We start from the raw sequence: 24,594 nt of genomic DNA, 5'->3' as shown, positions 1-24,594 counted from the left end.
AGATGGGATTCGAATGGTTGGCTCTTGCTGCCGCTTTTCTTTGGGCTATCGCGAGCCTGATGTCAGTAAAGCCTGCTCAACACTTAGGTTCTTTCGCCTATAGCCGTTGGCGCATGGGTTGCACTGCTATCATCTTATCGAGCATGGCTTGGTTTACTGGTGGCTGGTCAACGGTCGAAGCAGACCTAGTCACGCCGATGATGCTGTCTGGGCTAATTGGCATCTTCATTGGTGATACCGCCCTATTTGCTTGTTTGAACAGAATGGGACCGCGCCAAGCAGGTTTGCTGTTCTCTTGTCACGCCGTGTTCTCGGCAATTCTTGGTTACTTCCTATTTAGCGAAAGCATGACTTCGGTGGAGCTGATTGGCTCGGCTTTGGTGTTCAGTGGTGTATTAACCGCGATATTCTTTGGTCGTCGAGGACAAGCCAACAACCAACTCGAAACCATCAAGGGCACCGTGTGGATTGGTGTAGCTCTCGGAATCACTGCCGCTATTTGCCAAGCCTTGGGCGGTATTATTGCAAAACCCGTGATGCAAACCAGCATAGACCCTGTTGCCGCTTCAGCGATTCGTATGATTACCGCTTTTGTTGCTCACTCCGCATTTCGTCTAACTGGCGCTAAGCTCTCACGCGCAATTAACCCGATGAATGGTCAAATATTCGCGATTACCGCAGTGAACGGCTTTCTTGCTATGGCGGTGGGAATGACGCTGATCTTGTATGCACTGCAAGAAGGAAATGTCGGCATGGTTGCTCTGTTGTCTTCAACCACACCTATCATGTTGTTACCAATACTTTGGCTGTACACCAAACAGAGACCAAATGCCTACGCTTGGATCGGTGCCATTGTTGCCGTAGTGGGCACTGGTATTCTAGTCAGCTAGCTAGTGAAGTTAATTGGCAGCTGATTGGAAACTGAGAGTGAATAGCTAATGACTATTCACTCTCAGTAAAAACAAAAGCAAAAAGTTAAGAACGTGGGAAAGGAAAAGCCGTCACGTCATCGATGTGGTCATAACCTAACGCCAGCATGATCAGACGATCAATACCTAAAGCAACACCCGCACAGTCTGGTAAGCCCGCTTTTAATGCCTCAATCAAGTGATGGTCAATCGGTTGAGGCGATAAGCCCATCTCAATACGTTTGGCATTGTCATCTTCAAAGCGCTTGAGCTGCTCTTGTGGCTTATCTAATTCATGGAAGCCGTTTGCCAATTCAATCCCTTTAAAGTACACCTCAAAGCGATCCGCCACTCGCGGGTCCTCAGGGTTAATCTTGGCTAATGCCGCTTGTGAAGCCGGAAAGTCATAAACAAACGCAGGGACTTGTTGCCCTATTTTGGCTTCAACCCCAATACTAAACAGCAACTGCAGCAAGGTATCACGATCTTCTTCAGGGTCAGCTATATCGCTGAGCCCAAGTTTTGCTGCGGCTTGCTTTAGCGTAGCCATCGAATCTTCCAGGGGACACACACCTAACACGTCAATAAAGGCTTGTTGGTAAGTCATTCGCTCTGCTGAGCCCGATTTAAGTACCTGCTGTAACAGCAAATCCATTTCATCCATCAGGTCATGGTGATCAAAGCCAACGCGATACCACTCCAACATGGTGAACTCAGGGTTGTGGTAACGGCCATTTTCTTCGTTACGGAAAGACTTACAAATTTGGTAAATACAGCCACTGCCCGCCGCTAATAGACGTTTCATATGAAACTCAGGGCTAGTCATAAAGAACAGAGGCTGACCGTGCGCATAACCCGGCCCTACGAATTCAGTTTTGAAAGTATGCAAATGCACGTCCGTCACCGTGGCGTGGCTCATCGCAGGCGTATCCACTTCCATCACGTTTCGCTCAGCAAAGAACTGACGAATTTGATTAAGGATATCAGCACGTTGCTTTAACTGTTTAATGGTTGCGGCCGGTTGCCATGTAGAGTGCATTATTGAGTTCCATATTACTGAATTCTAGGCGACGAAAATTACCACCTTTCATCGCTTTTGTAAGCTTCTATCTTTCTATTCGTGAAAGCAAAATGTTGTTTTAATGAAGCCAGAAAATTACGTTCTACAATACAATTATCAATACATATCTCACATCAACATTGATAACAAAAATCATACTCAACAAGCCGTTAACACCCGTCCTGTGGGTTAATCGTTATCAACGATTCATTGCCGTGATTGCAGTCACATAACCTATAATTTCTATGCCTCCATATGCATTACCGACCTAAAAACCCAAATGCATCAACTTTTCGAATACCTTCCTCTCTTACACTGAACCTACCACTTAAGGCTTAGGGGTGCTAAATGGTTCCTACAATTTAGAACCTCCTAAATAGGCTTTTTATAATAACAAGCGGAATACTCCGCATCACACTGGAGAATAACTGTGAAGACAATTACCACAGATATCGCAGTCATCGGCGCAGGCGGCGCTGGTCTTCGTACAGCTATTGCTGCGGCTGAAGCTAATCCTGAACTGGAAGTAGCACTGATTTCTAAAGTTTACCCAATGCGTTCGCACACGGTAGCGGCAGAAGGCGGTTCAGCAGCGGTAATTAAAGACGAAGATAGCCTAGATAACCACTTCAACGATACTGTTGGCGGTGGCGACTGGCTATGTGAACAGGATGTTGTTGAATACTTTGTTGAAAACTCGACTCGCGAAATGATCCAAATGGAACAATGGGGCTGCCCATGGAGTCGTAAAGAAAACGGTGAAGTAAACGTACGCCGATTCGGCGGTATGAAGGTAGAGAGAACGTGGTTCGCAGCGGATAAAACCGGCTTCCACATGCTTCATACTCTGTTCCAGACTTCGATGAAGTACGACACAATCAAACGATTTGATGAGTACTTTGTGGTGGATTTGCTCGTTGAAGATGGCGAAGTACAAGGCCTAATCGCGATTCACATGTCTGAAGGTGAGCTTGTTACCATCAAAGCAAAATCTGTTGTTCTAGCAACCGGTGGCGCAGGTCGTGTTTACCACTGTAATACCAACGGCGGCATCGTAACTGGCGACGGTATGGCAATGGCTTATCGCCACGGTGTACCACTGCGTGATATGGAGTTCGTTCAATACCACCCAACAGGCCTACCGGGCACTGGCATCTTGATGACCGAAGGTTGTCGTGGTGAAGGCGGTATCATCGTCAACAAGAACGGCTACCGTTACCTGCAAGATTACGGCATGGGCCCTGAAACTCCAGTGGGCGAGCCGAAAAACAAATACATGGAACTGGGTCCTCGTGACAAAGTTTCTCAAGCATTCTGGCACGAGCAGCAGAAAGGCAACACCATCAAGCACCCACTTGGTGATGTCGTACACCTTGACCTTCGCCACCTTGGTGAAGAGTACCTGCAAGAGCGTCTTCCGTTCATCTGTGAGCTTGCAAAAGCGTACGTAAACGTCGACCCAGCAAAAGAGCCAATCCCAATTCGTCCAACCGTTCACTACACCATGGGTGGTATTGAAACTAACGGTACCTGTGAAACTCGCATTAAAGGCCTATTCGCCGTTGGTGAATGTGCTTCAGTTGGCCTGCACGGTGCAAACCGCCTAGGTTCTAACTCTCTGGCTGAGTTCGTTGTATTTGGTCGCGTAGCGGGTGAACAAGCCGTGAAACGTGCAGCAGAATTCAAAGGCTGGAATGAAGAGTCTATCGCGAAGCAAGTGAAAGCGGTTGAAGATCGCATCGCAGGTCTGCTAAGCCAAGAAGGCGATGAGAACTGGGCTGATATCCGCACTGAAATGGGTCACACCATGGAAGCGGGTTGTGGTATCTACCGTCAAGAAGACTTGATGCAAGAAACCATCGACAAAATCACTGAGCTAAAAGCACGTTACAAAAAGATCAGCATTAAAGACAAAGGCCAAGTGTTCAACACGGACCTACTTTACGCTATCGAAGTCGGCTACGGTCTTGAAGTTGCTGAAGCGATGGTTCACTCAGCTATTCTTCGTAAAGAGTCACGCGGTGCGCACCAACGTCTAGACGACAACTGCACAGAACGTGACGACGTGAACTTCCTGAAACACTCTCTATCGTTCTACAACGAAGATGCAGCACCAACCATCGACTACAGCGGCGTTAAGATTACTAAATCTCAACCTAAAGCTCGTCTTTACGGTGAAGCTGCTGAGAAAGCCGCTGCCGCTGAAAAAGCAGCAGAAGAGAATGCGAAGAAGAGCGAAGAGGAGCAAGCATAATGTCAGCGAATCGAATCCAAAAAATTGAAATCCTGCGTTATGACCCTGAGCACGATGCAGAACCTCACTTTCAAACCTTTGAAGTTCCGTTTGATGAAACCATGTCAGTACTTGATGCGATCGGTTACATCAAAGACAACCTAGATAAAGACCTGTCTTACCGTTGGTCTTGTCGTATGGCGATTTGTGGTTCTTGCGGCATCATGGTTGATGGCGTGCCAAAACTGGCGTGTAAGAGCTTCTTACGTGATTATCCAAACGGCTTCAAAATTGAGCCTTTGGCTAACTTCCCAATCGAAAAAGATTTGATTGTCGACATGACGCCGTTCATCGAGCGCCTTGAAGCGATCAAGCCTTACATCATCGGTAACGACCGTAAGCCAGAAGACGGCACAAACATCCAAACTCCAGAGCAAATGGCGAAATACAAACAGTTCGCTGGCTGCATCAACTGTGGTTTGTGTTACGCAGCATGTCCTCAGTTTGGTCTAAACCCTGAGTTCATCGGCCCTGCGGCACTTGCTCTTGCTCACCGATACAACCTAGATAGCCGTGACAATGGTAAAGCTGAACGTATGAAGCTTATCAATGGCGACAATGGCGCTTGGGGCTGTACGTTTGTAGGTTACTGTTCTGACGTATGTCCGAAGAAAGTAGACCCAGCGGCTGCAGTAAACCAAGGTAAAGTTGAGTCTTCAATGGACTTCGTTATCTCGATGTTCAAGCCAGACGGATCGCAAGTAAAAACAGCAGAGGAGGCATAATATGAGCAATCGTAAGCCTTATGTTCGTGAGATGAAGAGAACGTGGTGGAGCAACCATCCGTTCTACCGCTTCTACATGCTACGTGAAGCGACTGTACTGCCTTTGATTCTATTCACTCTGTTCCTAACCTTCGGTTTGGGTGCACTAGTGAAAGGCCCTGAAGCGTGGGCTGGTTGGTTGAGCTTTATGGCGAACCCTATCGTCGTTGGTATCAACATCGTGGCACTGCTAGGCAGCTTGCTGCACGCTCAAACCTTCTTCAGCATGATGCCTCAAGTAATGCCAATCCGTCTTAAAGGCAAATTGGTTGATAAAAAAATCATCGTACTGACCCAGTGGGCAGCGGTGGCTTTTATTTCTTTAATCGTTCTTGTTGTGGTGTAAGGAGCTTTCGTTATGAACACAAATTACAAAGTAAAACCTGTTAACCACAACCCACAACGCTCTGATGAGCCAATCTGGTGGGGCCTATTTGGCGCTGGCGGTACTTGGTTCGCGATGATCACACCAATCACGGTTCTAGTGTTAGGTATCTTAGTGCCAATGGGCATCATCGATGCGGACGCAATGAGCTACGAGCGTGTGTCTGAATTTGCCACCAGCATTATCGGTGCGCTATTCATCATCGGTACGCTAGCACTGCCAATGTGGCACGCAATGCACCGCCTTCACCACGGCATGCACGACCTTAAGTTCCACGTCGGCGTTGCAGGTAAAGTGGGCTGCTACTTCGTTGCAGGCCTAATCAGCGCACTGTCTATTATCTTCATTTTTATGATTTAACAGTTAAATAGAAAACGCCTAGGTTTGACCCTAGGCGTTTATTCTATGTTAGATGATAAGTCTATGCGTTACGGCTATTCAAACCCCACAAATCGCATCACACCCGAGAATATCTCAGCTTCTCCCTCTGCCGGCGCAGGGTTGCTCCAGGTTGGATCGCTCCAGAAGGATTTAGTCGTAATATACTCTCCATCTTGATCAACCTTATTCCAGGTGTCTTTGGCTCCTATAAATTCCTCTTCGGTTATGGTTAAGGTCACCTCACCATTCAAAATCACCCAATCGAACCCGAACAATCCCTCATCATCGTCAAAGTAGCCAGTACCGTTACTATGGAACACAACCTCTTCTTCAACTACAGCCATGACGGTGCCATTTATCTCCCAAAGATCGATGAGCTCCCAACGAGAACTTTCACTGCCATTATCTGTGAAATCAGACTCTATAAACTGAGCACCACCAACGGTACAGTTGGCGACTGCGCTGTCATAGTCCGAACGAGTGCCAAAGTCAGAGGGTTGGTCCGTAAAATCATCCCACGGTGAATCACCATCCTCACAGACCGTTACTGTTCCCTCGTAGGTAACATTTGTAAGCACCTCCTCTGAGCCATCCCTAGAGATAGTTAATTCATCATCAGTTTGTGATAAAAGTACCCATTGCTCGGTTGAGGTATCTTCATAAGTTATCATCATGGTATTAGCTGAAGTTTTCATCCAACTGTTCCCATAGGTCTCAGTGCCATCATTGCCGATATAGCTCATACTGCCGTTATCATGGAAAAAGAGGGTGTTACCATCGTACTCCATCAATACCAAGTTAGTCGGGTCAAACTGCAGAGCGTTTCTATCTTGTTGCACCACGGTATCTGCCCATATCCAACTTTCAGTCACACCGCCTAACGTTTCTTCCTCGAAGAACTTAATTGACCAAGTTTGCTCCATTGACTCTAATAACGCCCAGTAAGTCGTGAAGCTCTCCGATTCATCAGAATAGCTAACCTTAATAAAGCCATCTTCTATGGCCCAGTCATCGATATAGTCACCACCCTCACTCTTCAATACATGTACAGTACCATCAGCATTGAACAAGTAATCACGAGTATCTCCATTGCCTTTAACGCGTTGGAAGTTTAGACCCTCGACCATCTCACTGGTAATGTGAGTTCGACCGCCACAATCCGTGATCGCCGTTTCGTAGTCACTCATACTCGGGATAGGTTGCCCCTCAACAGGTTCTGCATCACCGATGTAGCACTCTTCAAGCACAATCGGACGATCTTGTTGAATAATAGTATCCATCCAGATATAGCTACTTGATTGACCGTCCACAACTTCGTTCTCATAGAACTTGATTGACCACGTATCATCCAACGAATCTAACAGTGCCCAGTAAGTCGTGAAGCTCTCCGATTCATCAGAATAGCTGATCTTAACCAAGCCATCTTCTATGACCCAATCGTCAGTATAGTTACCGCCCTCTCCCTTCAATACATGCACTGTGCCATCAGCATTGAACAAGTAGTCACGAGTATTTCCATTGCCTTTAACGCGTTGGAAGTTTAGACCCTCGACCATTTCGCTGGTAATGTGAGTTCGACCGCCACAATCCGTAATCGCAAGCTCATAGTCAGCCATGATTGGGCTTGACTGATCATCGCTATCACCCAAGTAGCAGGTAAATAGGTAATCGCTCAACACTACACCATCTTCTATAGACTGTGCGGCAATACCATTGAAAGCGTACATAGTATCGTCCGACGGTTCAGCACTTGGCGCCTCAATCTCACCTACCGTAAGTTCACCATTGTACATGCTAAAGATCATGGTAGGCGTATCCCCCTCTCCCATGTAGGGCATAGCCTCAACTGGTACGGTAAATTCGACGATATCTTCACCGTGTAATGTGTAACGTAAGTAATCCGCAGTAGCGACGCGACTTGCCGTTCCTGCGTCCCAATCAAAGAAGTAATAATGCGCCGTGCCATCACTCACTAACTCGATATCAAAGTCTAGATAGAGGCCAACAGAGGTAGTAAGATCTGTGGAAACCGACTCACCGACCGACTGCGACACAATAATGTCGTCCAGACTTGTAATAGAGCTACCATCCGTATCATAACCGACGTCAGAGAACCTCACGTACGGACTACCACCCTCCCATAGGAAGTACTGGTTTACGGCTGGAGAGAAGGTAAACATTACCGCTTGTGAGCCTTCAGCGAACCTCGCCTCTTCCATGAAGTCGAACCACTCAAAGTAGACTTCATACAATGCCATACCCGATAGGTTTACCACTTCTGATTCTACTGAATAATAGAAACTGGAATTGTCTTCTGGATAGGCAATAAGTTGCTCTCCAGAGAAGTCTATCGTATAACCTACCGGAGTTTGCCAGCCGTTTTCAGTGAGCTGTACGTCCCCCTCAGCTTCAAGTGGTAGCTGGATAAAGGATTGATCACCACGGTACTGTATGAGTTCCGTAAGGGTTAACGTATCACCGCCATAACTCAAGGTTTCTTTAAACAGAATATCTACGAACGATAGTTCGCTCCAATCGCTGAAGAATCCGTAAAGAGTCCCCTCTTGCTCCGCAAACTCTTGGGCGGTAATAGTCCACTTATTTGGGTCGGTTGGATAAAGGTCTTCACCGTCATAAACGCCGTCTTCATCTGAATCAGCATTATTCGGATCTAAACCTTCGGTTGCATTCTCATGGTTATCGCCTAAACCATCACTATCAGAATCCGCCCACTCTAATGAGTCATAAGGGAAGGCATCGCTATTGTCGCCAACATAGTCACCATCACTATCATCCCATTCATTTGGATCATTAGGGAAAGCATCCTCGTAGTCTTTAAAGCCATCGTCGTCACTATCTTGGTTTAGAACCTGTGTAAGATAGTCTTGAGCTGCTGTCTCGTTTAAGAAGAACATTCCTAGGCTATTGTTCCAACTAAAGTCTCCTTCTGTTAGATCCATGCCCCATGTATCTATGCCCCTACGATAGTAGGCATCGTACCAAGACCAAGGATTATCGACGACCGGAACCATAAGCACCATATCAACATCATTCACTCCGGTAAACGAACCAGGAACCACACCACTATCACCAAGATCCAGTGTAACCAGTGTTGGAATACCAGTATCAGTGAACAGATAGTCTTGTGTTACGACGTGCCATTGAATTGGCCCATTGTCATCGTATTGGAAACTGCTTGTAGGTAACAGCGTAGCGTATCGGCTCAGGCCTGGAATGATTTGGTCATCAATAAGCTCCAACTCTGTGCCAGCAACACGGGCATCCTCTACCTGTTGTGGTAGATCCACAACCGCTTGTGTTCCCCACTCATCAAATGAGGTAGCAACCCAAAGGCCATTAGATTGTTTCTGGTAAACGCGATAGGCCTGTCCGACGTTATCTGTGTCAGTCGTAAATGAATAATCAGTTAATGGGTAGTGCTGCCACTCTATGTGTTTATTTTCTTCCACATCACTAACAGAGCGAGAGACGGCATTCCACTCTTGGAATAAGGTATTGATTGGATCACCATCGACAATGAGTAATGTGTTCGTTTCCTCGTCTAGAACCGAACGCTCTCCACTTTCAAGAACATCACCATTAATCAGTACCTCTTTGCGGTAGTAATTCCAGTACGCTGTAAGATCGTCCCATTTGCCATCATTAAAGTTAAAGTCTGCGTACTCATGGAATTCACCATCTTGTGGGTTTGCCCATATTGGTGTCGAATATTCGTAGACATAGCTACCATCAGGGATATTATTAAATCGAAGTTCAACATTGATGTAACCGTCTGCACCCCAGTCCTGCTTAGACTCCACGAAACTCTGCACGTAATCCTGCGTTACAGTGGTTAAAGTCTGAGCCCATTGAGCTTGATGGGTTTGAACATCGTCGATATCAAAGCCATTTACCGTGTATTCGGTTAACGTTTCGACCGCTTGAACGCCCTCTGCGACGTCCTCAAATTCCACTGATACACTATGTATTGTATCTATTTGAGATAAGTCATTTGGGTGAACTCTAGATGTTAAGGCTACGCCTTGTTCATAGACACGACCATTACCGCCGAAACCGCCCTCAAGAGATGCATCACCCTCATCGATATAGCGCCAATACGTCTCGCTTGTTTCGGTTCTAGTACCAATTTCAAGAGACATGCCTTCGTAACGTGCAGTACCATCGAGGTTATAGTCGTACGCAAAGGTCTGGATACGAGTAAAGTCATCATTTAACAGGTGATCGACACTTTGTGTCGTGCCATATACCACGTCATCAGCAGTGATATATTGAGTAGTTATGGTGGTAACAATCTCTCCGCTATTCAGTGTCTCAACCATTTCTTCGACCTCAATATCCAGTGTAATGATATCGCGATCTGTTATGTTTAAAACTGCTACATCAGTTGCACTAACATTGGCCACAACATCAGCAATTGACTTATTTCCATCCTCTGGATGAACATCGGCATTATTACCAACGCCATCACCGTCCACATCGACCCATTCGGTCGCATCGGTTGGGAATTCATCAACATCATTGTTGTAACTGTCGTTATCCGTATCGTTTGGATACGGGTCATCCTCGTTATCGCCTAAGCCATCATCATCCGTATCTGCCCATTCGGTCGCATCGGTTGGGAATTCATCGGCATTATTACCAACGCCATCACCGTCCGTATCTAAGGACTCGTTGGGATCCGATGGGAATTTATCGGCATTATTACCAACACCATCACCGTCCGTATCTGCCCATTCGGTTGGGTCATTATCAAATACATCTTGATTGTCACCATAGCCATCAGAGTCATTATCAGCCCACTCAGTTGGATCTTGTGGGAAGACATCATCAATACTGTCTACCCCATCCGAATCATGGTCACCAGCACGAGAACGATCCGTTGGAAACGCATCATTGGCATCAGGGTAGATGTCATCTTCTCCGTCCACCGTATCATCATTTAGGTCGGCATTATTACCGATCTCATCACCATCGGAGTCCAGACTTTCATCGGGATCATTCGGAAAGTCATCTAAGTCATTGGGGACGCCGTCATCATCTGTGTCATTAGAAAAATCGACACCCTCTGTCGCACCACCAACATTATCAAATGTCTTATCGCTATCACCTGCAACTTCTTCAATTTTCTTTTTGATTTCATTATTCACAGATGCAGTCACAGAGATAAACTTAGTCCCTTTATCTTCACTTTCAGCAACTTCTTGCAACTCTTGAGGAGATGAAGGCAAAACATTTGAATCAACCAAGTTTTCAGCGGCATAAGCGGCAGCCTCAACACCTGACTCAACAAAATCACCTAAGATTTCATCTTCATCTAAGCCTAGCTGATCAGCGACTTGCTGAATGGCAGCTTGCTTTGCTGCTTCAACCGCAGCAGCATCGTCAGAATCTGTAGTGTTTTGCTCGATCAATACGTGAACTAGCGTACTCAAAGGGGTGACATCTTTTTCACCTGGAGGGGCTGACATAATATAGTCGTCAGACACCGTAACATCAGGTTCATCTTCATCAATCGTCTGCCCGGAGATCGCTTGCACAACGACAGGGTACTGTTCAGGGTTGTCGACATCGGTGACGTCTAAATCTGCAACTCCGCCATCACCAGAAATAGCATTAGGCTCACCGTCGTCTAAGACGTAGTTACCGTTAAGGTCTAACCAAATTCGAGCATGACGTAAATAACCATCAATTGCAGTCACACTGTATTTAGTCGTTTCAGCTGGGGAGCTGGGAGTCGAGGGAGTCTCACTCGGAGTCGTGGTTGACACGGTTGTATCATCGTCATCACATCCTGAAAGCCCGACGATACTAACCAAACCAAGAGCCAACGTAATTGCATTAAGTCTCATATTAATATCCACATAGTTGCTTAATAACATCGCGTATAAAGCTAGTAGACTCTACTCATTCTAACAATATTGTAATCAGCTTCCCTTCCCACCACACACATTCACAAAATCAATACTAAACAGCCACATATTGTATTGAGATATTTTTGTTGCGATATATAAACGCCAAAAACACCTTGTAAATCTATAAGTTAGATAAAATTTTTGATTTTCATCCAGAATACAACCAAAATATGATGCTGGTCACACAATGTAACCTTGTGACCATTGTGAATCGCATCTGGCTTACTCACTCTTGATTTTCAAGCTCTTCGTATCCCGAATCTCGTTTACGCGTGTCTGCTCTTCTGCTTTTCCCCGATCTCCAGATACAAAAAAGGCCGCCTAAGCGACCTTTTTCAGATACTTGAAGTCAATTACTTCACACGACCAACGTATTCGCCAGTACGAGTATCAACTTTAACAACTTCACCGATAGCGATGAATAGAGGTACGCGAACTACCGCGCCAGTTGCTAGAGTTGCAGGCTTACCGCCAGTACCTTGTGTGTCGCCTTTAAGGCCAGGATCGGTTTCTGTTACTGCGATCTCAACAAAGTTTGGTGGAGTTACTGTGATAGGGTTATCATTCCACAACGTTAGAGTACATACGTCGTTTTCAACTAACCATTTAGAAGTCTCGCCTACTGCTTTTGCATCAGCAGCGATTTGCTCGAATGTTTCGTTGTTCATGAAGTGGTAGAATTCGCCATCGCTGTATAGGTAGCCTAGTTCAACGTCTACAACGTCCGCTAGTTCTACTGTATCGCCTGACTTAAATGTTTTCTCTAACACTTTGCCTGACAGCAGTTTACGAAGTTTAACACGGTTAAACGCTTGGCCTTTACCTGGCTTAACGTATTCATTTTCGATAATTGAGCAAGGCTCGTTATCCATCATGAATTTTAAACCGCCTTTGAATTCATTGGTGCTTACTGACGCCATGATTTTCTCTTCCACATCTTTGAGTTAATTTCAATGCCGCATATCATAACCCGAAAAGTCGAATCTGTTGAGCAAAACTGGCTCAAACAACTATCGAATGCGATCTCTGACCCGACAAAACTGCTTGAGGCATTGGAAATAGACCCAACACCGTGGCAAGCAGGCTTCGCTGCTCGTGAGTTATTTGCACTTCGGATACCTCTTAGCTTTGTCGAACGAATGGAAAAAGGCAACCCACACGATCCATTGCTACGACAAATTTTACCGCTAAGCGAAGAGTTTGAGGTACACCAAGGCTATTCCGCTGATCCACTGGAAGAGCAAGACAACGCCATTCCTGGGCTACTGCACAAATACAAGAACCGTGCACTGATGATTGTGAAAGGCGGTTGTGCGATTAACTGCCGCTACTGCTTCCGTCGTCACTTCCCTTACCAAGATAACAAGGGCTCGAAGTGGGTTTGGCAAACCAGTCTCGACTATGTGGCGGCTCACCCAGAGATCAACGAAGTTATCTTGTCGGGTGGCGATCCACTGATGGCAAAAGACAGCGAACTAGAGTGGCTAATTCATGCTATCGCACAAATTCCACATGTGAAAACAGTTCGAATTCATAGCCGATTACCGGTTGTGATTCCCGCTCGAGTAACGGATGAACTATGCCAATTGTTAGCTCAAACTCGCCTTAATGTGGTGATGGTGAGCCATATTAACCATGCCAACGAAATTAACTTAGAGCTCAAACAAGCTTTCCACAAGCTTAAGTTAAGTGGTGCTACTCTGCTCAACCAAGGCGTGATGCTTAAAGGCGTAAACAACAGCGCTAACTCATTGAAAGAATTAAGCGAAAAGCTATTCGACGCCGGTATTTTACCTTACTATATGCATGTACTTGATAAGGTTCAGGGCGCAGCGCACTTCTATATTTCAGATGAAGAGGCGAAGCATCACTTTAAAGGATTAATCTCTGAGGTTTCTGGCTACCTAGTACCTAAGTTAACCCGTGAAATTGGCGGACGCAGCAGCAAGACACCGCTCGACCTACACATTGAATAGAGAAGTTGTATCAATGAAACACAATACCTCAGTTGCTCCACCAGCAACCACATCTCAACCAGCGCTTAGGTTCAGCTCAAGAGGTTTCACCATCATCGAGCTGGTCGTGGTGATCGTGATTCTAGGTATTGTGTCGGTCACTGCAGCTTCTAAGTTCCTCAACCTTCAAAGCGATGCTCGTATCTCGACATTAAACGGCCTTAAAGGCGGAATGGAGGGCGCAAGTGCTATGCTTTATGGTAAGACATCAGCATTGGGCTTAGATAAAGCAGCTAGCGCATCGATTAATGTTGAGGGTGACAATATCTCAGTGGTCTATGGTTATCCTGCAGCGATGAACGATCAAACTTGGTCACAGCTCATCGAATCAACCTTTCTAGATGCTGTTTGGGATACGGGTCGAGCTGACTGGTTCTTTACCAACACAGATGCGAATGATGGCATTATTCTTTATGCGCCTTCTAGCCGAAAAAAACAGGCTGATAACTGCTACCTTGAGTACCAAGAAGCGACAGAGACCACGACACCAGCCTTCACCTTAACAACAAGCGGCTGCTAGGTTTTAAGTAATCTTTATCAATCGTTAAGACAAAAAGTTTTTGTTCGATCGTCCGGTCTATTATTAGCATACTCGGCTCTATTCTAAATTTTTAGGAGGGGTGATATGTCACAATTTATAGAACAAACTCTCAACCTTGCCCCCTTTAGCTGGGCAGGCCTCGCTGCATGCATGCTGTGTGGTTCTTTAATCGGAATCGAAAGGCAAACACGCGGTAAACCCGTCGGAATCCGAACGTCGATTCTGATCATCAGTGGTACCTATTTCTTCCTCACCATGGCGATCAGCCTATCCCCCAACACACTCGATCAAGCTCGTGTGCTTGGTCAGATAATTACGGGTGTTGGATTTCTTGGGGCTGGTGTAATGATGACACTGGATGGCAAGATTCATGGCGTGACTTCAGCCGCAATTATCTGGGTACTCGCAGCATTAGGTATGATGATCGCACTAGGGCATCTTTCCCAATCGGTCATCATCACGCTAATGGCGCTGGTTATCCTACTTGGTGTCGACAAAGTGGAAAATAGCTTCCAGAGCCTACGCCGTGGTGTGCATCAGAAGTGGATGAGAAAAGGCCGCGTGAAGAAGTAACCTCAACCTGAAACAGACATTAAAAAGGCCTAGTCACACGACTAGGTCTTTGTGTATCCAACTAATTAATACACCTGAATACACACCTGGTTCTTACCTGCAGCCTTGGCCTTATAAAGCTGCTCATCAGACGAACGAATGCTCTGGTTCTCCCACAAGTGCCCGACACTGTCGAACTTATACAAAGAGTAAAGCGTCGCGCCACCAGACACTGAGATACTAATCTTGTCACCCGTAGGGCATCGATAACTCTGTAGGCTAATGTCGTTTTGAATTCGCTCAAAGATCGATGAAAGCAACTCAGACGATTCACCCGTAATCGCGACAACAAACTCTTCGCCACCAAATCGAGCCACGATATCTTGCTGTCTAACGCTGTTCAGCATCAACCGAGCAACATGGCAAATCACCTCGTCCCCCACTTTATGGCCATACTGATCATTAACCACTTTAAAATCATCGATATCAAACACACCAACACCAATAATCGGCTGCTCATCCTGAGCCAGTAATCGAGCTTCAAAACCACGTCGATTCAGCAAGCCCGTTAATGGGTCGCGCATTGCTAGCTCATTTAAACGCTGGTGCTCTTGTCTTGTATAGAAGCGCCATAGCCATAAAACCGAGAGCAGATACAAAACCAACAGTATCGAAAGCTGAATCTTCTCCATTTCCAAGATATGCAGAAAGTGCTCGCTCTTATCTTCTTCAATACTCAGATATAGCTGGGTGTTAATGTCATCAACATACAGAGGCTTGGAATACGTAAAATCCATAAACCCGTATTTGTTTGCGCCTCGAGTACTGGTGACTTTATAGCCATGGGTAGGGTTCGATACTAGGTTCGAGACATAGCCATCGACACCCAACACCCCTTTAAACTCACCATTAACGTAGATTCCTTTGGTTAAGGTCACCACTTTCTGACCTGTCAGGTAGTCATCATATTGGCCGGTATACACCACTTGGTCTTGCCCTTGAGCTAAGCCAAAGCGAATCGTGTTCACCCAATAAGGCCTGCTATTCACAACCGAATCAAAGGTGTCGCCCTTAATGTAACTGGCAAAATCAGAAGGCGAAGAGATAATGAATTTCTCTTTTGAAATGAAATAAATCGCAGAGATAGTATCAATGGTATTGGCAAAATAAGCCATGGTCGGCGCGATGAACAGGCGCTTGCCCGCTTCGGTATAAAGTTCCGATTCCGGGTTGCACATCTCGCGAGGGCCAGAGAACATAAAATCAAAACGAGGGGCATGTTGCTCCTCACTGGTGAAGTAACACGTCTCACCCTCGATCTTTTTGTCATGCGAGAATACGTAGGTATCCCCATGCAGTGGATAAAGCGCAGTGATGTTGTACTCAAGCGCATTTATGATCTGTGTGAGCTCCGCTAAAGAGCGTGTTACGCCTTGGTTTTCCATTCCATACTGTTTATCTGATTCTTCCGCTGAATCAACGAGCAACAAGCTCAAAACTACTAAAAAACTGGCGGTCAGGCCTAAGAAAGCCTTTTTAAAATCGACGGTATGGTGGTTAATCAAAGCATATAAATCATCATTAGGGATTTATCGCACATTGTACTCATAAGTAAAAATACTGCAATAGAAAATATAAAACAATATGCTTATCTATTTTGGAGGGGCGTTTGGATATCTATAAGAAAATGTTGAGTTGCAATAACGCCTAAGTCAGATGCACTTAGGCGCTATGAATCACTATAGTAACACTAAGCCTTACTTAGCAAAGTTTACAATCGGGAAGCACGGGAAGAAACCGTTGTCAGCACAGTTGATCAGACCAACTTGTACGCCTTCGATTTTGTTGGTTTTGTTGAAGATACCAACCTGAACCGTAGACACTTCTGAAAGGTTCGCAGCGCCAACATCAACCATAGTGTTACCTTCTGAGTAGTTGACGAAACTCACGTTCGCGCCTTTCACATCATTAGTAATGTTCACAGCACCAAGGTTAACACCCGTTGTTTTACCCGTGTTCCAGTTGAAGAAACCTAGAGATGCACCGGTCATTTCTTGGTTCACTTTTGATGCACCCAAAATACCCAGGTTCACACCTGTGGTCGTTTGCGTCTCAGACATACCAACAACAGCAAGATCAAGACCTTTAAGGTCGTTCACTTGTCCGTGAAGTAAAGCCAAGCGCACACCGCCAACAGCATCTGAGTCAGGTGCGTTGAAGCCATTGATCGTTGAAAACATAACAGGCGAAGAGGCAAATGCCGCCGGTGCCATTACTGCTGCAGACACAGCAAGTACTGAAAGTAGTTTTTTCATTGGGGAGTCTCCACTGACTTATTGTTAACTTGATTAATCCATTTTTAATCAAGCATTTATTGTCCTTTATTCAACAGCTACCCATGTTAAATCAATGTAATAACTGTACTGTTGAATATAAGCCGCTAAATCATAAAGAGCAATGGTTAAGAGCAGATGCGGGATTCGAGTGAACGAGATGCGAAAAGCAAAAAAAACAGAGACCGAAACCTCCGCTCTAACGCTTATTATTCCAAACAAAAATCTAGGCGAGAAAATCAACATGTTTCACAAGCTTATAATAGCCCACACACTTATTGCCGCATCTAAAGCGATGTCATCCTAAAAAATTTATTGATAAAAGCTCAACAGACCTCAGGTATTCAAAAACTAATGTTCGTAAAATTCTGAAAATAAACTAAATTCTAATATAGGAATAGAACGATATGAAACAGTGGGAATAGCATGGTTAAGGAACCTACGAATAAACAGACCATTAAAGCAATTATTTCGCGTGGTTTTTTGGCTATCGTGTTATTTTTAGGCCTCTATATCTATGTTAGCCATGCTCTGAAGAACAAAGAGCAGGACATGATTAATCTCCAGCTCAGTCTTTCTGAAGCTTATAGCGTTATGCTCTCTGTCAGACGACAAGAGCAGCAGTTTGTTTCCACAAGGCAACCAGAGATTCAAGAACAACTCAATATAAAGCGAAGTCAGCTGATCGAAAAGCTGGCTGAGATCGATGGGAAAATCGTACGAAGCGACCTCAATATTTCTTTTAATTATGCCAAAGTTGTCGAGTATCTCGACGAGTACCACACCGCCTTTACATTATTAGCCCTTGAGTTAGTCAGCATACATGGCAAGAGGGACCAAATTGGGCTCATTGAGAAACTAAAAAATGCAGCGTTGACACTTGAGCGCTTCGTACATGAATCCAATAATGTGCAGCTTGAAGAATTGACTTTAGAAACACAAGATCTCATGTATCAGTTCTTTACCGATTTTGATCAGACAACATTAGATAAGATTGTCGATTCATTGTTCAAAATCCAAGATGAAATAGAACAGAATTCCCGAACGATCAGTGCATTAGCTTCGTTTAATAATTTTAAACGCCACTTTTGGCGATTGCAGCGAGGGTTAAAGAGTGTCGGGTACAGCTCTGATAGCGGCCTCAAAGGAGAACTCACCAGCAGTATTTATCATGTTGAAGATGAGCTCAACTTACTTTTCACCGAAACACCCAAGCAGATCGCAGAGAGCCTGACGCAGATAAAGTCGTACAGCTACTTATCGACAGCCGCATTAGGAGGGGTGACGTTACTGGTGCTGCTTTATGTTGTGTGGCGTGCCAGTCAACTTGAAACTCAATTGATTGTTTCACAAGAGAAAGCACGACAAGCAAACCGTGCAAAAAGTGCCTTTCTTGCCAATATGTCTCATGAGATACGGACACCGCTTAATGGCGTGATTGGTATGTCAGAAATACTGGCAGAAACCAAACTATCCGCAGAACAGAAAGACTGCCTTGGGACTATCTATACCTCTTCTCAAACCTTACTTATGTTGATCAACGATGTTCTCGATCTGTCCAAAATTGAATCGGGTAAACTGGAAATTAATCCACATACGACAGACTTAAGAGAGCTGCTGTTTGATAGCGTGACTCTGATTTCTTCTAAAGCTTATCAAAAGCAGATTAAGTTGGAAGTTGAAATTGATGGCGAGCTCCCAGAGTACATTCATGTTGATGGGAATAAAATTCGCCAAGTGTTGATGAATTTAGCCTCAAATGCGATCAAATTTACAGAACAAGGCTCTATCGTATTCACCGCTAAACGGCTTCCATCATTGGAAACAGAGTGTGTGGTCGAGTTTTCTGTTCGAGATACGGGTATTGGTATCGCAGCAGACCAACAAGAGCACATTTTCAAAGCGTTTTGCCAAGAAGATACCAACATCACCTCCAATATTGCGGGGACCGGATTAGGGCTTAGTATTTCGTCACGTATGGTGGAAATGATGGGAGGCTCGATAAACGTTGAGTCAGAGAAAGACGTGGGCAGTTGCTTTCATTTCCAATTAACCGTAGTGCCATCAGATCATTCTGAACATAAAAATCGTAAACAAACCGTTGTCTATTATTCAGATGCGCCATCGAAACTTTTACTCGATGACTTGTTCCGCCTTGGTTACTCACCACAACTAAAATCAATCGAAACAAACTTGGCGGCAACTGACCTCCCAGAGATCGCTTTGATGGAAGATATTAACCAAGCCAAAACACTGCATCGCTTAGCACCAGAGGTGAAAATCATCATAGTGAAAGATAATCTTAGTGATCCTATGAGTGAGTGTCATTTTATCTCAGGCTATGTGACTCTTCCTATGCTCGGTTCCCGCTTAAGTAGCATGTTGAACTCCGTGCTTGAAAGGTCACAGCCACAACCCCCTCAACATCAACCTGAGCCGATAGAAGCGACTGTACGTCAAAAAGTCCTCGTAGTTGAAGATAACCGCGTAAACCAGAAGGTGGTATGTATCAATTTAGATAAGTTAGGGATTGAATATTGGGTTGCCAATGATGGACAAGAAGCGATTGATTTATATAAAGAGCATCATCAAGACATCGGCCTTATCTTGATGGACTGCATGATGCCGAATGTAGATGGCTTTGAGGCAACAGAGCGAATCAGGCGCTATGAAGAAAATCTGCAACTTCAGGCAACACATATCCTCGCTTTAACGGCATCCGTGCTCGATGATGATATTAAACATTGCTTCGAGTGTGGAATGAACGATTATCTTCCAAAACCATTTAAGCGTGACATGATGCTGCAAAAAATTGATGAACAACAGTTTACGCACAAGGCAGGCTGACCAAGGAGCTTTGGAAAAAAGAGTGATGGTGAAGCTGAGATACAGATACGGGATGCGAATAAATAAGACTTTAAGAGCAAAAAAAACGGAGACCGAAGTCTCCGTTTTCTAAAGCTTATGTGTGACTTTCTCTGCTATAGAGAAAGGGGGATGATTACATCATGCCACCCATACCACCCATACCGCCCATGCCACCCATATCAGGCATTGCAGGGCCAGAATCTTGTGGCTTATCAGTGATCATCGCTTCTGTTGTGATCATAAGACCAGCAACTGACGCTGCGAACTGAAGTGCAGAGCGAGTTACCTTAGTTGGATCTAGGATACCCATTGCAATCATGTCGCCGTATTCGCCAGTCGCCGCGTTGTAACCGTAGTTACCTTCGCCAGCACGAACGTTGTTAGCAACAACAGATTCTTCATCACCTGCGTTCTTCGTGATTTGACGGATAGGCGCTTCCATTGCACGTAGTGCAACACGGATACCGACGTTTTGCTCTTCGTTGTCACCTTCAAGGCCAGCAACTTTAGATGCAGCGCGGATAAGTGCAACACCACCACCAGCAACCACACCCTCTTCAACGGCAGCGCGAGTTGCGTGAAGTGCATCTTCAACGCGGTCTTTCTTCTCTTTCATCTCAACTTCAGTTGCAGCGCCTACTTTGATTACTGCAACACCGCCAGCTAGCTTAGCTACGCGCTCTTGAAGTTTCTCTTTGTCGTAGTCAGACGTTGCATCTTCGATTTGTTGACGGATTTGAGAAACACGACCTTGGATCATTGTTTCTTCGCCCGCGCCATCGATGATGGTTGAGTTTTCTTTAGTGATAGTTACACGCTTAGCTTGACCTAGGTCTTCTAGCGTTACTTTCTCTAGGTCTAGGCCGATCTCTTCAGAGATAACCGTACCGCCAGTTAGGATAGCGATGTCTTGCAGCATAGACTTACGACGGTCACCGAAACCAGGCGCTTTAACAGCAGCCACTTTAACGATGCCACGCATGTTGTTCACAACTAGAGTTGCAAGCGCTTCGCCTTCTACATCTTCAGCGATGATAAGAAGTGGACGAGATGCCTTAGCAACTGCTTCTAGAGTCGGAAGAAGTTCACGGATGTTCGAAACTTTCTTGTCGATAAGAAGAATGAATGGGCTTTCTAGATCAACAGAACCCGCTTCTTGGTTGTTGATGAAGTAAGGAGATAGGTAACCACGGTCGAACTGCATACCTTCAACTACGTCTAGCTCGTCTTGTAGAGCCTGACCTTCTTCAACCGTGATTACGCCATCACGACCTACTTTTTCCATCGCTTCAGCAATGATGTTACCTACTGTCGAATCAGAGTTCGCAGAGATAGTACCTACTTGCGCGATAGCTTTTGTATCTGCACATGGAACAGAAAGGCCTTTTAGCTCTTCAACTGCAGCGATAACTGCTTTGTCGATACCGCGCTTAAGATCCATTGGATTCATGCCAGCAGCAACGGCTTTTAAGCCTTCAGTGATGATTGCTTGAGCAAGAACTGTTGCTGTAGTCGTACCGTCGCCCGCCGCGTCATTCGCTTGCGAAGCCACTTCTTTAACCATTTGCGCGCCCATGTTTTGGAACTTGTCTTCAAGTTCGATTTCACGTGCAACTGAAACACCATCTTTAGTGATCGTTGGTGCGCCAAATGATTTGTCTAAAACAACGTTACGGCCTTTAGGACCTAGTGTTACTTTTACTGCGTCAGCCAGAACGTTTACACCTTCTAGCATTTTAATACGTGCGTCATTACCAAATTTAACGTCTTTAGCAGCCATCTTAATTTCCTTTCAAATTCTTTGTTTCGGGGCGTCTCAGCGTTATCGCGTCATTCTGAACAGTGAGGGACGAACGTGATTCAGAATCTACTCAAATCGCACTCTGTTTAGATTCCAGATAATTCGTTCCTCATTTCTGGAATGACGATATGAATCATCCAATACTGGCTCTGATAACTTTTACTGAGAGTTAAATGAAAAATAGATTACTCGACGATCGCCATGATGTCGTTTTCAGACATAATCAGAACTTCTTTGCCGTCGATTTTTTCAGTTTTCGTGCCGTAACCTTCAGCAAAGATAACGGTATCGCCAACTTTTACGTCCAACGGTTGCACTGAACCGTTTTCTAGAATGCGGCCTTTGCCGACAGCTAGAATGATACCGCGAGTCGATTTTTCTGCGGCAGAACCAGTTAGAACGATGCCACCAGCAGATTTAGATTCAACTTCTTGGCGCTCAACGATAACTCGGTCATGTAGAGGACGGATATTCATCGGTCTTATCTCCTGATAATTTCCATTTAAATTTTGATAGTTGCCACGATTAGCGTGGGTCAAACAATATGTTGGGGGCGATGTGAAAGATCCCAAGGGGGGAACGAAAAAATTGTGAGCTAAAGTGCAGATTCTCACCCCTCATCTTTCCCTGCTTTTCGTTTACTCGTATCCCGCATCTGTTTATCCTACGCTTTTGGTTTCTATCGGCGTTTTGCATGCAAGATAAGCACGGGCTATTAACTGCCCCAATTGAGAGTACATTGCGTACCATGACCATACCGACCATATTCGGTATGGTGGCGATCTTGATGTTTAACTTGGTCGATACCTTCTTTATCTCACTGCTCGGCACACAAGCACTTGCAGCAGTGAGTTTTACCTTTCCAGTCACCTTTGCCATCAACTGCATCACCATGGGGATTGGTATTGGCTTATCGACATGTATCGGTCGATTGCTTGGCCAAGGCAGCGCACAAAATGCAGCACGCTTTACCTGCCATGGATTATTACTCGCGCTACTTCTGGTCTGCTGCGCTTCCGCTGTTGGCATTATCTCACTCGACCCCTTATTTACTTTATTGGGTGCCGAAGCGGAGTTACTGCCTCTGATCTCTGAGTACATGCTGATCTGGTATATCACCATTCCCCTATTAGTGATCCCAATGGCAGGCAACAGCGCTATTCGTGCCAGTGGCGATACCAAAACGCCTGCTAAAATCATGATGCTGGCAGGGTTAATCAACGGCGTTCTCGACCCTTTGCTTATTTTTGGATACGGCCCCTTCCCTGAACTAGGGATTCAAGGTGCTGCAATTGCAAGTGGTTTCAGTTGGTTTGGCGCTTTGTGTTGCTCGCTGTACATCTTGATTAAACGAGAAAAGCTTCTGGCTTTACCGAATATCAAAAACATCCTTAGCGATTGGTATCAAATACTGACTATCGGCACTCCTGCGGCACTGTCCAATGCGCTCAATCCATTAGCGGGTGCCATCATAATGATGATGTTGGCCAAACAGGGAACCGAAGCCGTTGCTGCTTATGGTGCTGCTCAGCGTATTGAATCCATTCTTATCATTGTGTTGATGTCTCTGACTTCAGCCCTTACGCCTTTCATGGCGCAGAACTTTGGCGCAAACAACTCTCAACGCAGCTTTAAGGCATTGTTTCTCAGTATGCGTTTTGCTGTGATGTTCCAAGGTTTGATTTTCTTAATGATGGTGCCGTTGAGCATCCCCTTAGCTGCCCTGTTCTCTCAAGAAGAATCCGTACGAGGCATTTTGTGGCATTACTTGTTGGTCGTCCCCTTTAGCTATGGATTCCAAGGTATTGTGATGATGCTGATCAGTGGAATGAATGCCATGCATCAACCACTCAAAGCCTTTCAATGGAGCTTCATGCGTTTGTTTGTGTTTACCTTGCCCTTTGCGTGGATAGGCAGCCAAATTGATGGTGTCGAAGGGTTGTTTATTGGTTTAGCCTTGGGGAACATCATGGGTGGTATTTCAGGGTATTGCTTTGCACTTCGTGTGAGGGCTAAAGCAGATGCGGGATACGAAGAGGGATAGTACAAACCAAAAACTGAAAGACAAACGCTGACTACGCAGCGCTTAGTCCATCTTCGTTATATTTATGTCGCTAGAGCAAAGTTGATCGTATTTACCTTCGCTAGATTAACGTTCTGTTTTGCTTGCCACAGATCATAGTGATCCTGCATTGTTAACCAACTCTCCGGGGTTCTACCCAGTGACTTAGAAAGACGTAAAGCCATTTCAGGAGAAACTGCACTTTGGCCTTTAAGAACACGATTCAGCGTAGAAGGGGATACATCAAGCTGCTTTGCAACAAAACGACAGCTATAACCAAACGGTTCCATATATAGGTCATAAATAAACTCACCTGGGTGAGGAGGGTTGTGCATACTCATTAGTGATAATCCTCATAATTTAAAATATAGGCATTACCATCAATAAATTCGAAAGTAATACGCCAATTACCATTTACTGTGATTGACCAAATACCATCTCTATCCCCTTTTAATGGGTGAAGCTTAAAGCCAGGTAGATCAACATCATCAATAATGGTTGCAGTATCTATAGCTGCCAACTGCATCCTAAGCTTATGCTCATGCTCATGCTCATGCTCATGCTTAGCTTGAATACCGGCTTTACTGCCAGTCTCAAAAAACTTTTTGAGACCTTTATGCTTGAATGTTTTAATCATACAGAGAGTGTAGCGTGTTGCGCATCATGAATCAAATTTCAAGCAGCTTAAGAGCAGATGC

19 protein-coding genes are annotated in these 24,594 nt (G+C 45.2%); 10 read left to right on the top strand and 9 right to left on the bottom strand.

The window, feature by feature from the left end:
- The first annotated feature begins 2 nt into the window (after positions 1-2).
- Positions 3-890, top strand: coding sequence for a DMT family transporter (locus AB4371_RS13330; protein WP_017071213.1), 888 nt, complete (start codon positions 3-5; stop codon positions 888-890).
- A gap of 85 nt (positions 891-975) precedes the next feature.
- Here AB4371_RS13330 and epmA read toward each other — a convergent pair whose 3' ends face one another.
- Positions 976-1,947, bottom strand: coding sequence for an elongation factor P--(R)-beta-lysine ligase (gene epmA, locus AB4371_RS13325; RefSeq protein WP_102332661.1), 972 nt, complete (start codon positions 1,945-1,947; stop codon positions 976-978).
- A gap of 451 nt (positions 1,948-2,398) precedes the next feature.
- Between epmA and frdA the strand changes: the two genes are divergently transcribed.
- From frdA to frdD, 4 genes are read left to right on the top strand one after another with little or no spacing between them, the layout of a single operon-like run.
- Entirely contained in the window at positions 2,399-4,222 is a 1,824-nt protein-coding gene (frdA, locus tag AB4371_RS13320) for a fumarate reductase (quinol) flavoprotein subunit (RefSeq protein WP_102363352.1), read from the top strand.
- Positions 4,222-4,986 (top strand): succinate dehydrogenase/fumarate reductase iron-sulfur subunit, encoded by a 765-nt coding sequence (locus AB4371_RS13315; RefSeq protein ID WP_009847917.1) that lies wholly within the window; start codon positions 4,222-4,224, stop codon positions 4,984-4,986. Before frdA ends, AB4371_RS13315 begins: the two co-directional genes overlap by 1 nt.
- A 1-nt stretch (position 4,987) precedes the next feature.
- Complete coding sequence (gene frdC / locus AB4371_RS13310) at positions 4,988-5,371, top strand: fumarate reductase subunit FrdC (protein ID WP_017061300.1); 384 nt, start codon at positions 4,988-4,990, stop codon at positions 5,369-5,371.
- A gap of 12 nt (positions 5,372-5,383) precedes the next feature.
- Complete coding sequence (frdD, locus tag AB4371_RS13305; RefSeq protein ID WP_065584500.1) at positions 5,384-5,770, top strand: fumarate reductase subunit FrdD; 387 nt, start codon at positions 5,384-5,386, stop codon at positions 5,768-5,770.
- 74 nt (positions 5,771-5,844) lie between these two features.
- Here the strand turns inward: frdD and AB4371_RS13300 are convergent, their stop codons facing one another.
- Positions 5,845-11,661 carry a hypothetical protein gene (locus AB4371_RS13300; protein WP_372130580.1) on the bottom strand — a complete coding sequence of 1,939 codons (5,817 nt, stop codon included), beginning with the start codon at positions 11,659-11,661 and terminating at the stop codon, positions 5,845-5,847.
- 416 nt (positions 11,662-12,077) lie between these two features.
- Positions 12,078-12,644 carry an elongation factor P gene (gene efp / locus AB4371_RS13295; RefSeq protein ID WP_017067165.1) on the bottom strand — a complete coding sequence of 189 codons (567 nt, stop codon included), beginning with the start codon at positions 12,642-12,644 and terminating at the stop codon, positions 12,078-12,080.
- Between the two features lie 33 nt (positions 12,645-12,677).
- On the opposite strand from efp, the gene epmB reads away from it, so the two are divergent.
- From epmB to AB4371_RS13280, 3 genes are all read left to right on the top strand, one after another.
- The gene (gene epmB / locus AB4371_RS13290) at positions 12,678-13,700 is read left to right on the top strand and encodes an EF-P beta-lysylation protein EpmB (protein ID WP_372150032.1); all 1,023 of its coding nucleotides are present in this window, start codon (positions 12,678-12,680) and stop codon (positions 13,698-13,700) included.
- 13 nt (positions 13,701-13,713) lie between these two features.
- Positions 13,714-14,259, top strand: a complete 546-nt coding sequence (locus AB4371_RS13285; protein ID WP_136977157.1) for a prepilin-type N-terminal cleavage/methylation domain-containing protein — start codon at positions 13,714-13,716, stop codon at positions 14,257-14,259.
- 105 nt (positions 14,260-14,364) lie between these two features.
- Positions 14,365-14,853, top strand: coding sequence for an MgtC/SapB family protein (locus AB4371_RS13280; RefSeq protein WP_004733333.1), 489 nt, complete (start codon positions 14,365-14,367; stop codon positions 14,851-14,853).
- 65 nt (positions 14,854-14,918) lie between these two features.
- Here the strand turns inward: AB4371_RS13280 and AB4371_RS13275 are convergent, their stop codons facing one another.
- Positions 14,919-16,397 (bottom strand): diguanylate cyclase, encoded by a 1,479-nt coding sequence (locus tag AB4371_RS13275; RefSeq protein WP_372150028.1) that lies wholly within the window; start codon positions 16,395-16,397, stop codon positions 14,919-14,921.
- Positions 16,398-16,589: 192 nt separating this feature from the next.
- A complete protein-coding gene (locus AB4371_RS13270; protein WP_017061293.1) occupies positions 16,590-17,147 on the bottom strand; it encodes a VC2662 family protein in 558 nt (185 codons plus the stop codon).
- A 570-nt stretch (positions 17,148-17,717) separates the two neighbouring features.
- On the opposite strand from AB4371_RS13270, the gene AB4371_RS13265 reads away from it, so the two are divergent.
- The gene (locus AB4371_RS13265; protein WP_372150025.1) at positions 17,718-20,012 is read left to right on the top strand and encodes an ATP-binding protein; all 2,295 of its coding nucleotides are present in this window, start codon (positions 17,718-17,720) and stop codon (positions 20,010-20,012) included.
- A gap of 154 nt (positions 20,013-20,166) precedes the next feature.
- Here AB4371_RS13265 and groL read toward each other — a convergent pair whose 3' ends face one another.
- The gene (groL, locus tag AB4371_RS13260; protein ID WP_017061290.1) at positions 20,167-21,813 is read right to left on the bottom strand and encodes a chaperonin GroEL; all 1,647 of its coding nucleotides are present in this window, start codon (positions 21,811-21,813) and stop codon (positions 20,167-20,169) included.
- A 206-nt stretch (positions 21,814-22,019) separates the two neighbouring features.
- On the bottom strand, positions 22,020-22,310 hold the full coding sequence (locus tag AB4371_RS13255) for a co-chaperone GroES (protein ID WP_010433998.1): 291 nt from the start codon (positions 22,308-22,310) through the stop codon (positions 22,020-22,022).
- Positions 22,311-22,528: 218 nt separating this feature from the next.
- On the opposite strand from AB4371_RS13255, the gene AB4371_RS13250 reads away from it, so the two are divergent.
- The gene (locus AB4371_RS13250) at positions 22,529-23,878 is read left to right on the top strand and encodes an MATE family efflux transporter (RefSeq protein ID WP_017067999.1); all 1,350 of its coding nucleotides are present in this window, start codon (positions 22,529-22,531) and stop codon (positions 23,876-23,878) included.
- A 62-nt stretch (positions 23,879-23,940) separates the two neighbouring features.
- On the opposite strand, the gene AB4371_RS13245 is transcribed toward AB4371_RS13250, so the two are convergent.
- Both AB4371_RS13245 and AB4371_RS13240 read right to left on the bottom strand, forming a co-directional pair.
- Complete coding sequence (locus AB4371_RS13245; protein WP_017067998.1) at positions 23,941-24,237, bottom strand: HigA family addiction module antitoxin; 297 nt, start codon at positions 24,235-24,237, stop codon at positions 23,941-23,943.
- Positions 24,237-24,533, bottom strand: coding sequence for a type II toxin-antitoxin system RelE/ParE family toxin (locus AB4371_RS13240; RefSeq protein WP_372150023.1), 297 nt, complete (start codon positions 24,531-24,533; stop codon positions 24,237-24,239). Before AB4371_RS13240 ends, AB4371_RS13245 begins: the two co-directional genes overlap by 1 nt.
- Positions 24,534-24,594 lie beyond the last annotated feature (61 nt).

Source organism: Vibrio sp. 10N.261.51.A3 (genome assembly GCF_041471965.1).
Taxonomy (GTDB): Bacteria; Pseudomonadota; Gammaproteobacteria; order Enterobacterales; family Vibrionaceae; genus Vibrio; species Vibrio crassostreae_C.
Note: the sequence above shows the minus strand (reverse complement) of the source record. Positions and strands in the feature narration are given on the sequence as shown.

What these genes read in the sequence shown, in the direction of transcription:
- AB4371_RS13330 (WP_017071213.1), top strand. Translation starts at nt 3, where the DNA reads ATGGGATTCGAATGGTTGGCTCTTGCTGCCGCTTTTCTTTGGGCTATC.
- epmA (WP_102332661.1), bottom strand. Translation starts at nt 1,947, where the DNA reads ATGCACTCTACATGGCAACCGGCCGCAACCATTAAACAGTTAAAGCAA.
- AB4371_RS13315 (WP_009847917.1), top strand. Translation starts at nt 4,222, where the DNA reads ATGTCAGCGAATCGAATCCAAAAAATTGAAATCCTGCGTTATGACCCT.
- frdC (WP_017061300.1), top strand. Translation starts at nt 4,988, where the DNA reads ATGAGCAATCGTAAGCCTTATGTTCGTGAGATGAAGAGAACGTGGTGG.
- frdD (WP_065584500.1), top strand. Translation starts at nt 5,384, where the DNA reads ATGAACACAAATTACAAAGTAAAACCTGTTAACCACAACCCACAACGC.
- AB4371_RS13300 (WP_372130580.1), bottom strand. Translation starts at nt 11,661, where the DNA reads ATGAGACTTAATGCAATTACGTTGGCTCTTGGTTTGGTTAGTATCGTC.
- efp (WP_017067165.1), bottom strand. Translation starts at nt 12,644, where the DNA reads ATGGCGTCAGTAAGCACCAATGAATTCAAAGGCGGTTTAAAATTCATG.
- epmB (WP_372150032.1), top strand. Translation starts at nt 12,678, where the DNA reads ATGCCGCATATCATAACCCGAAAAGTCGAATCTGTTGAGCAAAACTGG.
- AB4371_RS13285 (WP_136977157.1), top strand. Translation starts at nt 13,714, where the DNA reads ATGAAACACAATACCTCAGTTGCTCCACCAGCAACCACATCTCAACCA.
- AB4371_RS13280 (WP_004733333.1), top strand. Translation starts at nt 14,365, where the DNA reads ATGTCACAATTTATAGAACAAACTCTCAACCTTGCCCCCTTTAGCTGG.
- AB4371_RS13270 (WP_017061293.1), bottom strand. Translation starts at nt 17,147, where the DNA reads ATGAAAAAACTACTTTCAGTACTTGCTGTGTCTGCAGCAGTAATGGCA.
- AB4371_RS13265 (WP_372150025.1), top strand. Translation starts at nt 17,718, where the DNA reads ATGATTAATCTCCAGCTCAGTCTTTCTGAAGCTTATAGCGTTATGCTC.
- groL (WP_017061290.1), bottom strand. Translation starts at nt 21,813, where the DNA reads ATGGCTGCTAAAGACGTTAAATTTGGTAATGACGCACGTATTAAAATG.
- AB4371_RS13255 (WP_010433998.1), bottom strand. Translation starts at nt 22,310, where the DNA reads ATGAATATCCGTCCTCTACATGACCGAGTTATCGTTGAGCGCCAAGAA.
- AB4371_RS13250 (WP_017067999.1), top strand. Translation starts at nt 22,529, where the DNA reads ATGCAAGATAAGCACGGGCTATTAACTGCCCCAATTGAGAGTACATTG.
- AB4371_RS13245 (WP_017067998.1), bottom strand. Translation starts at nt 24,237, where the DNA reads ATGAGTATGCACAACCCTCCTCACCCAGGTGAGTTTATTTATGACCTA.
- AB4371_RS13240 (WP_372150023.1), bottom strand. Translation starts at nt 24,533, where the DNA reads ATGATTAAAACATTCAAGCATAAAGGTCTCAAAAAGTTTTTTGAGACT.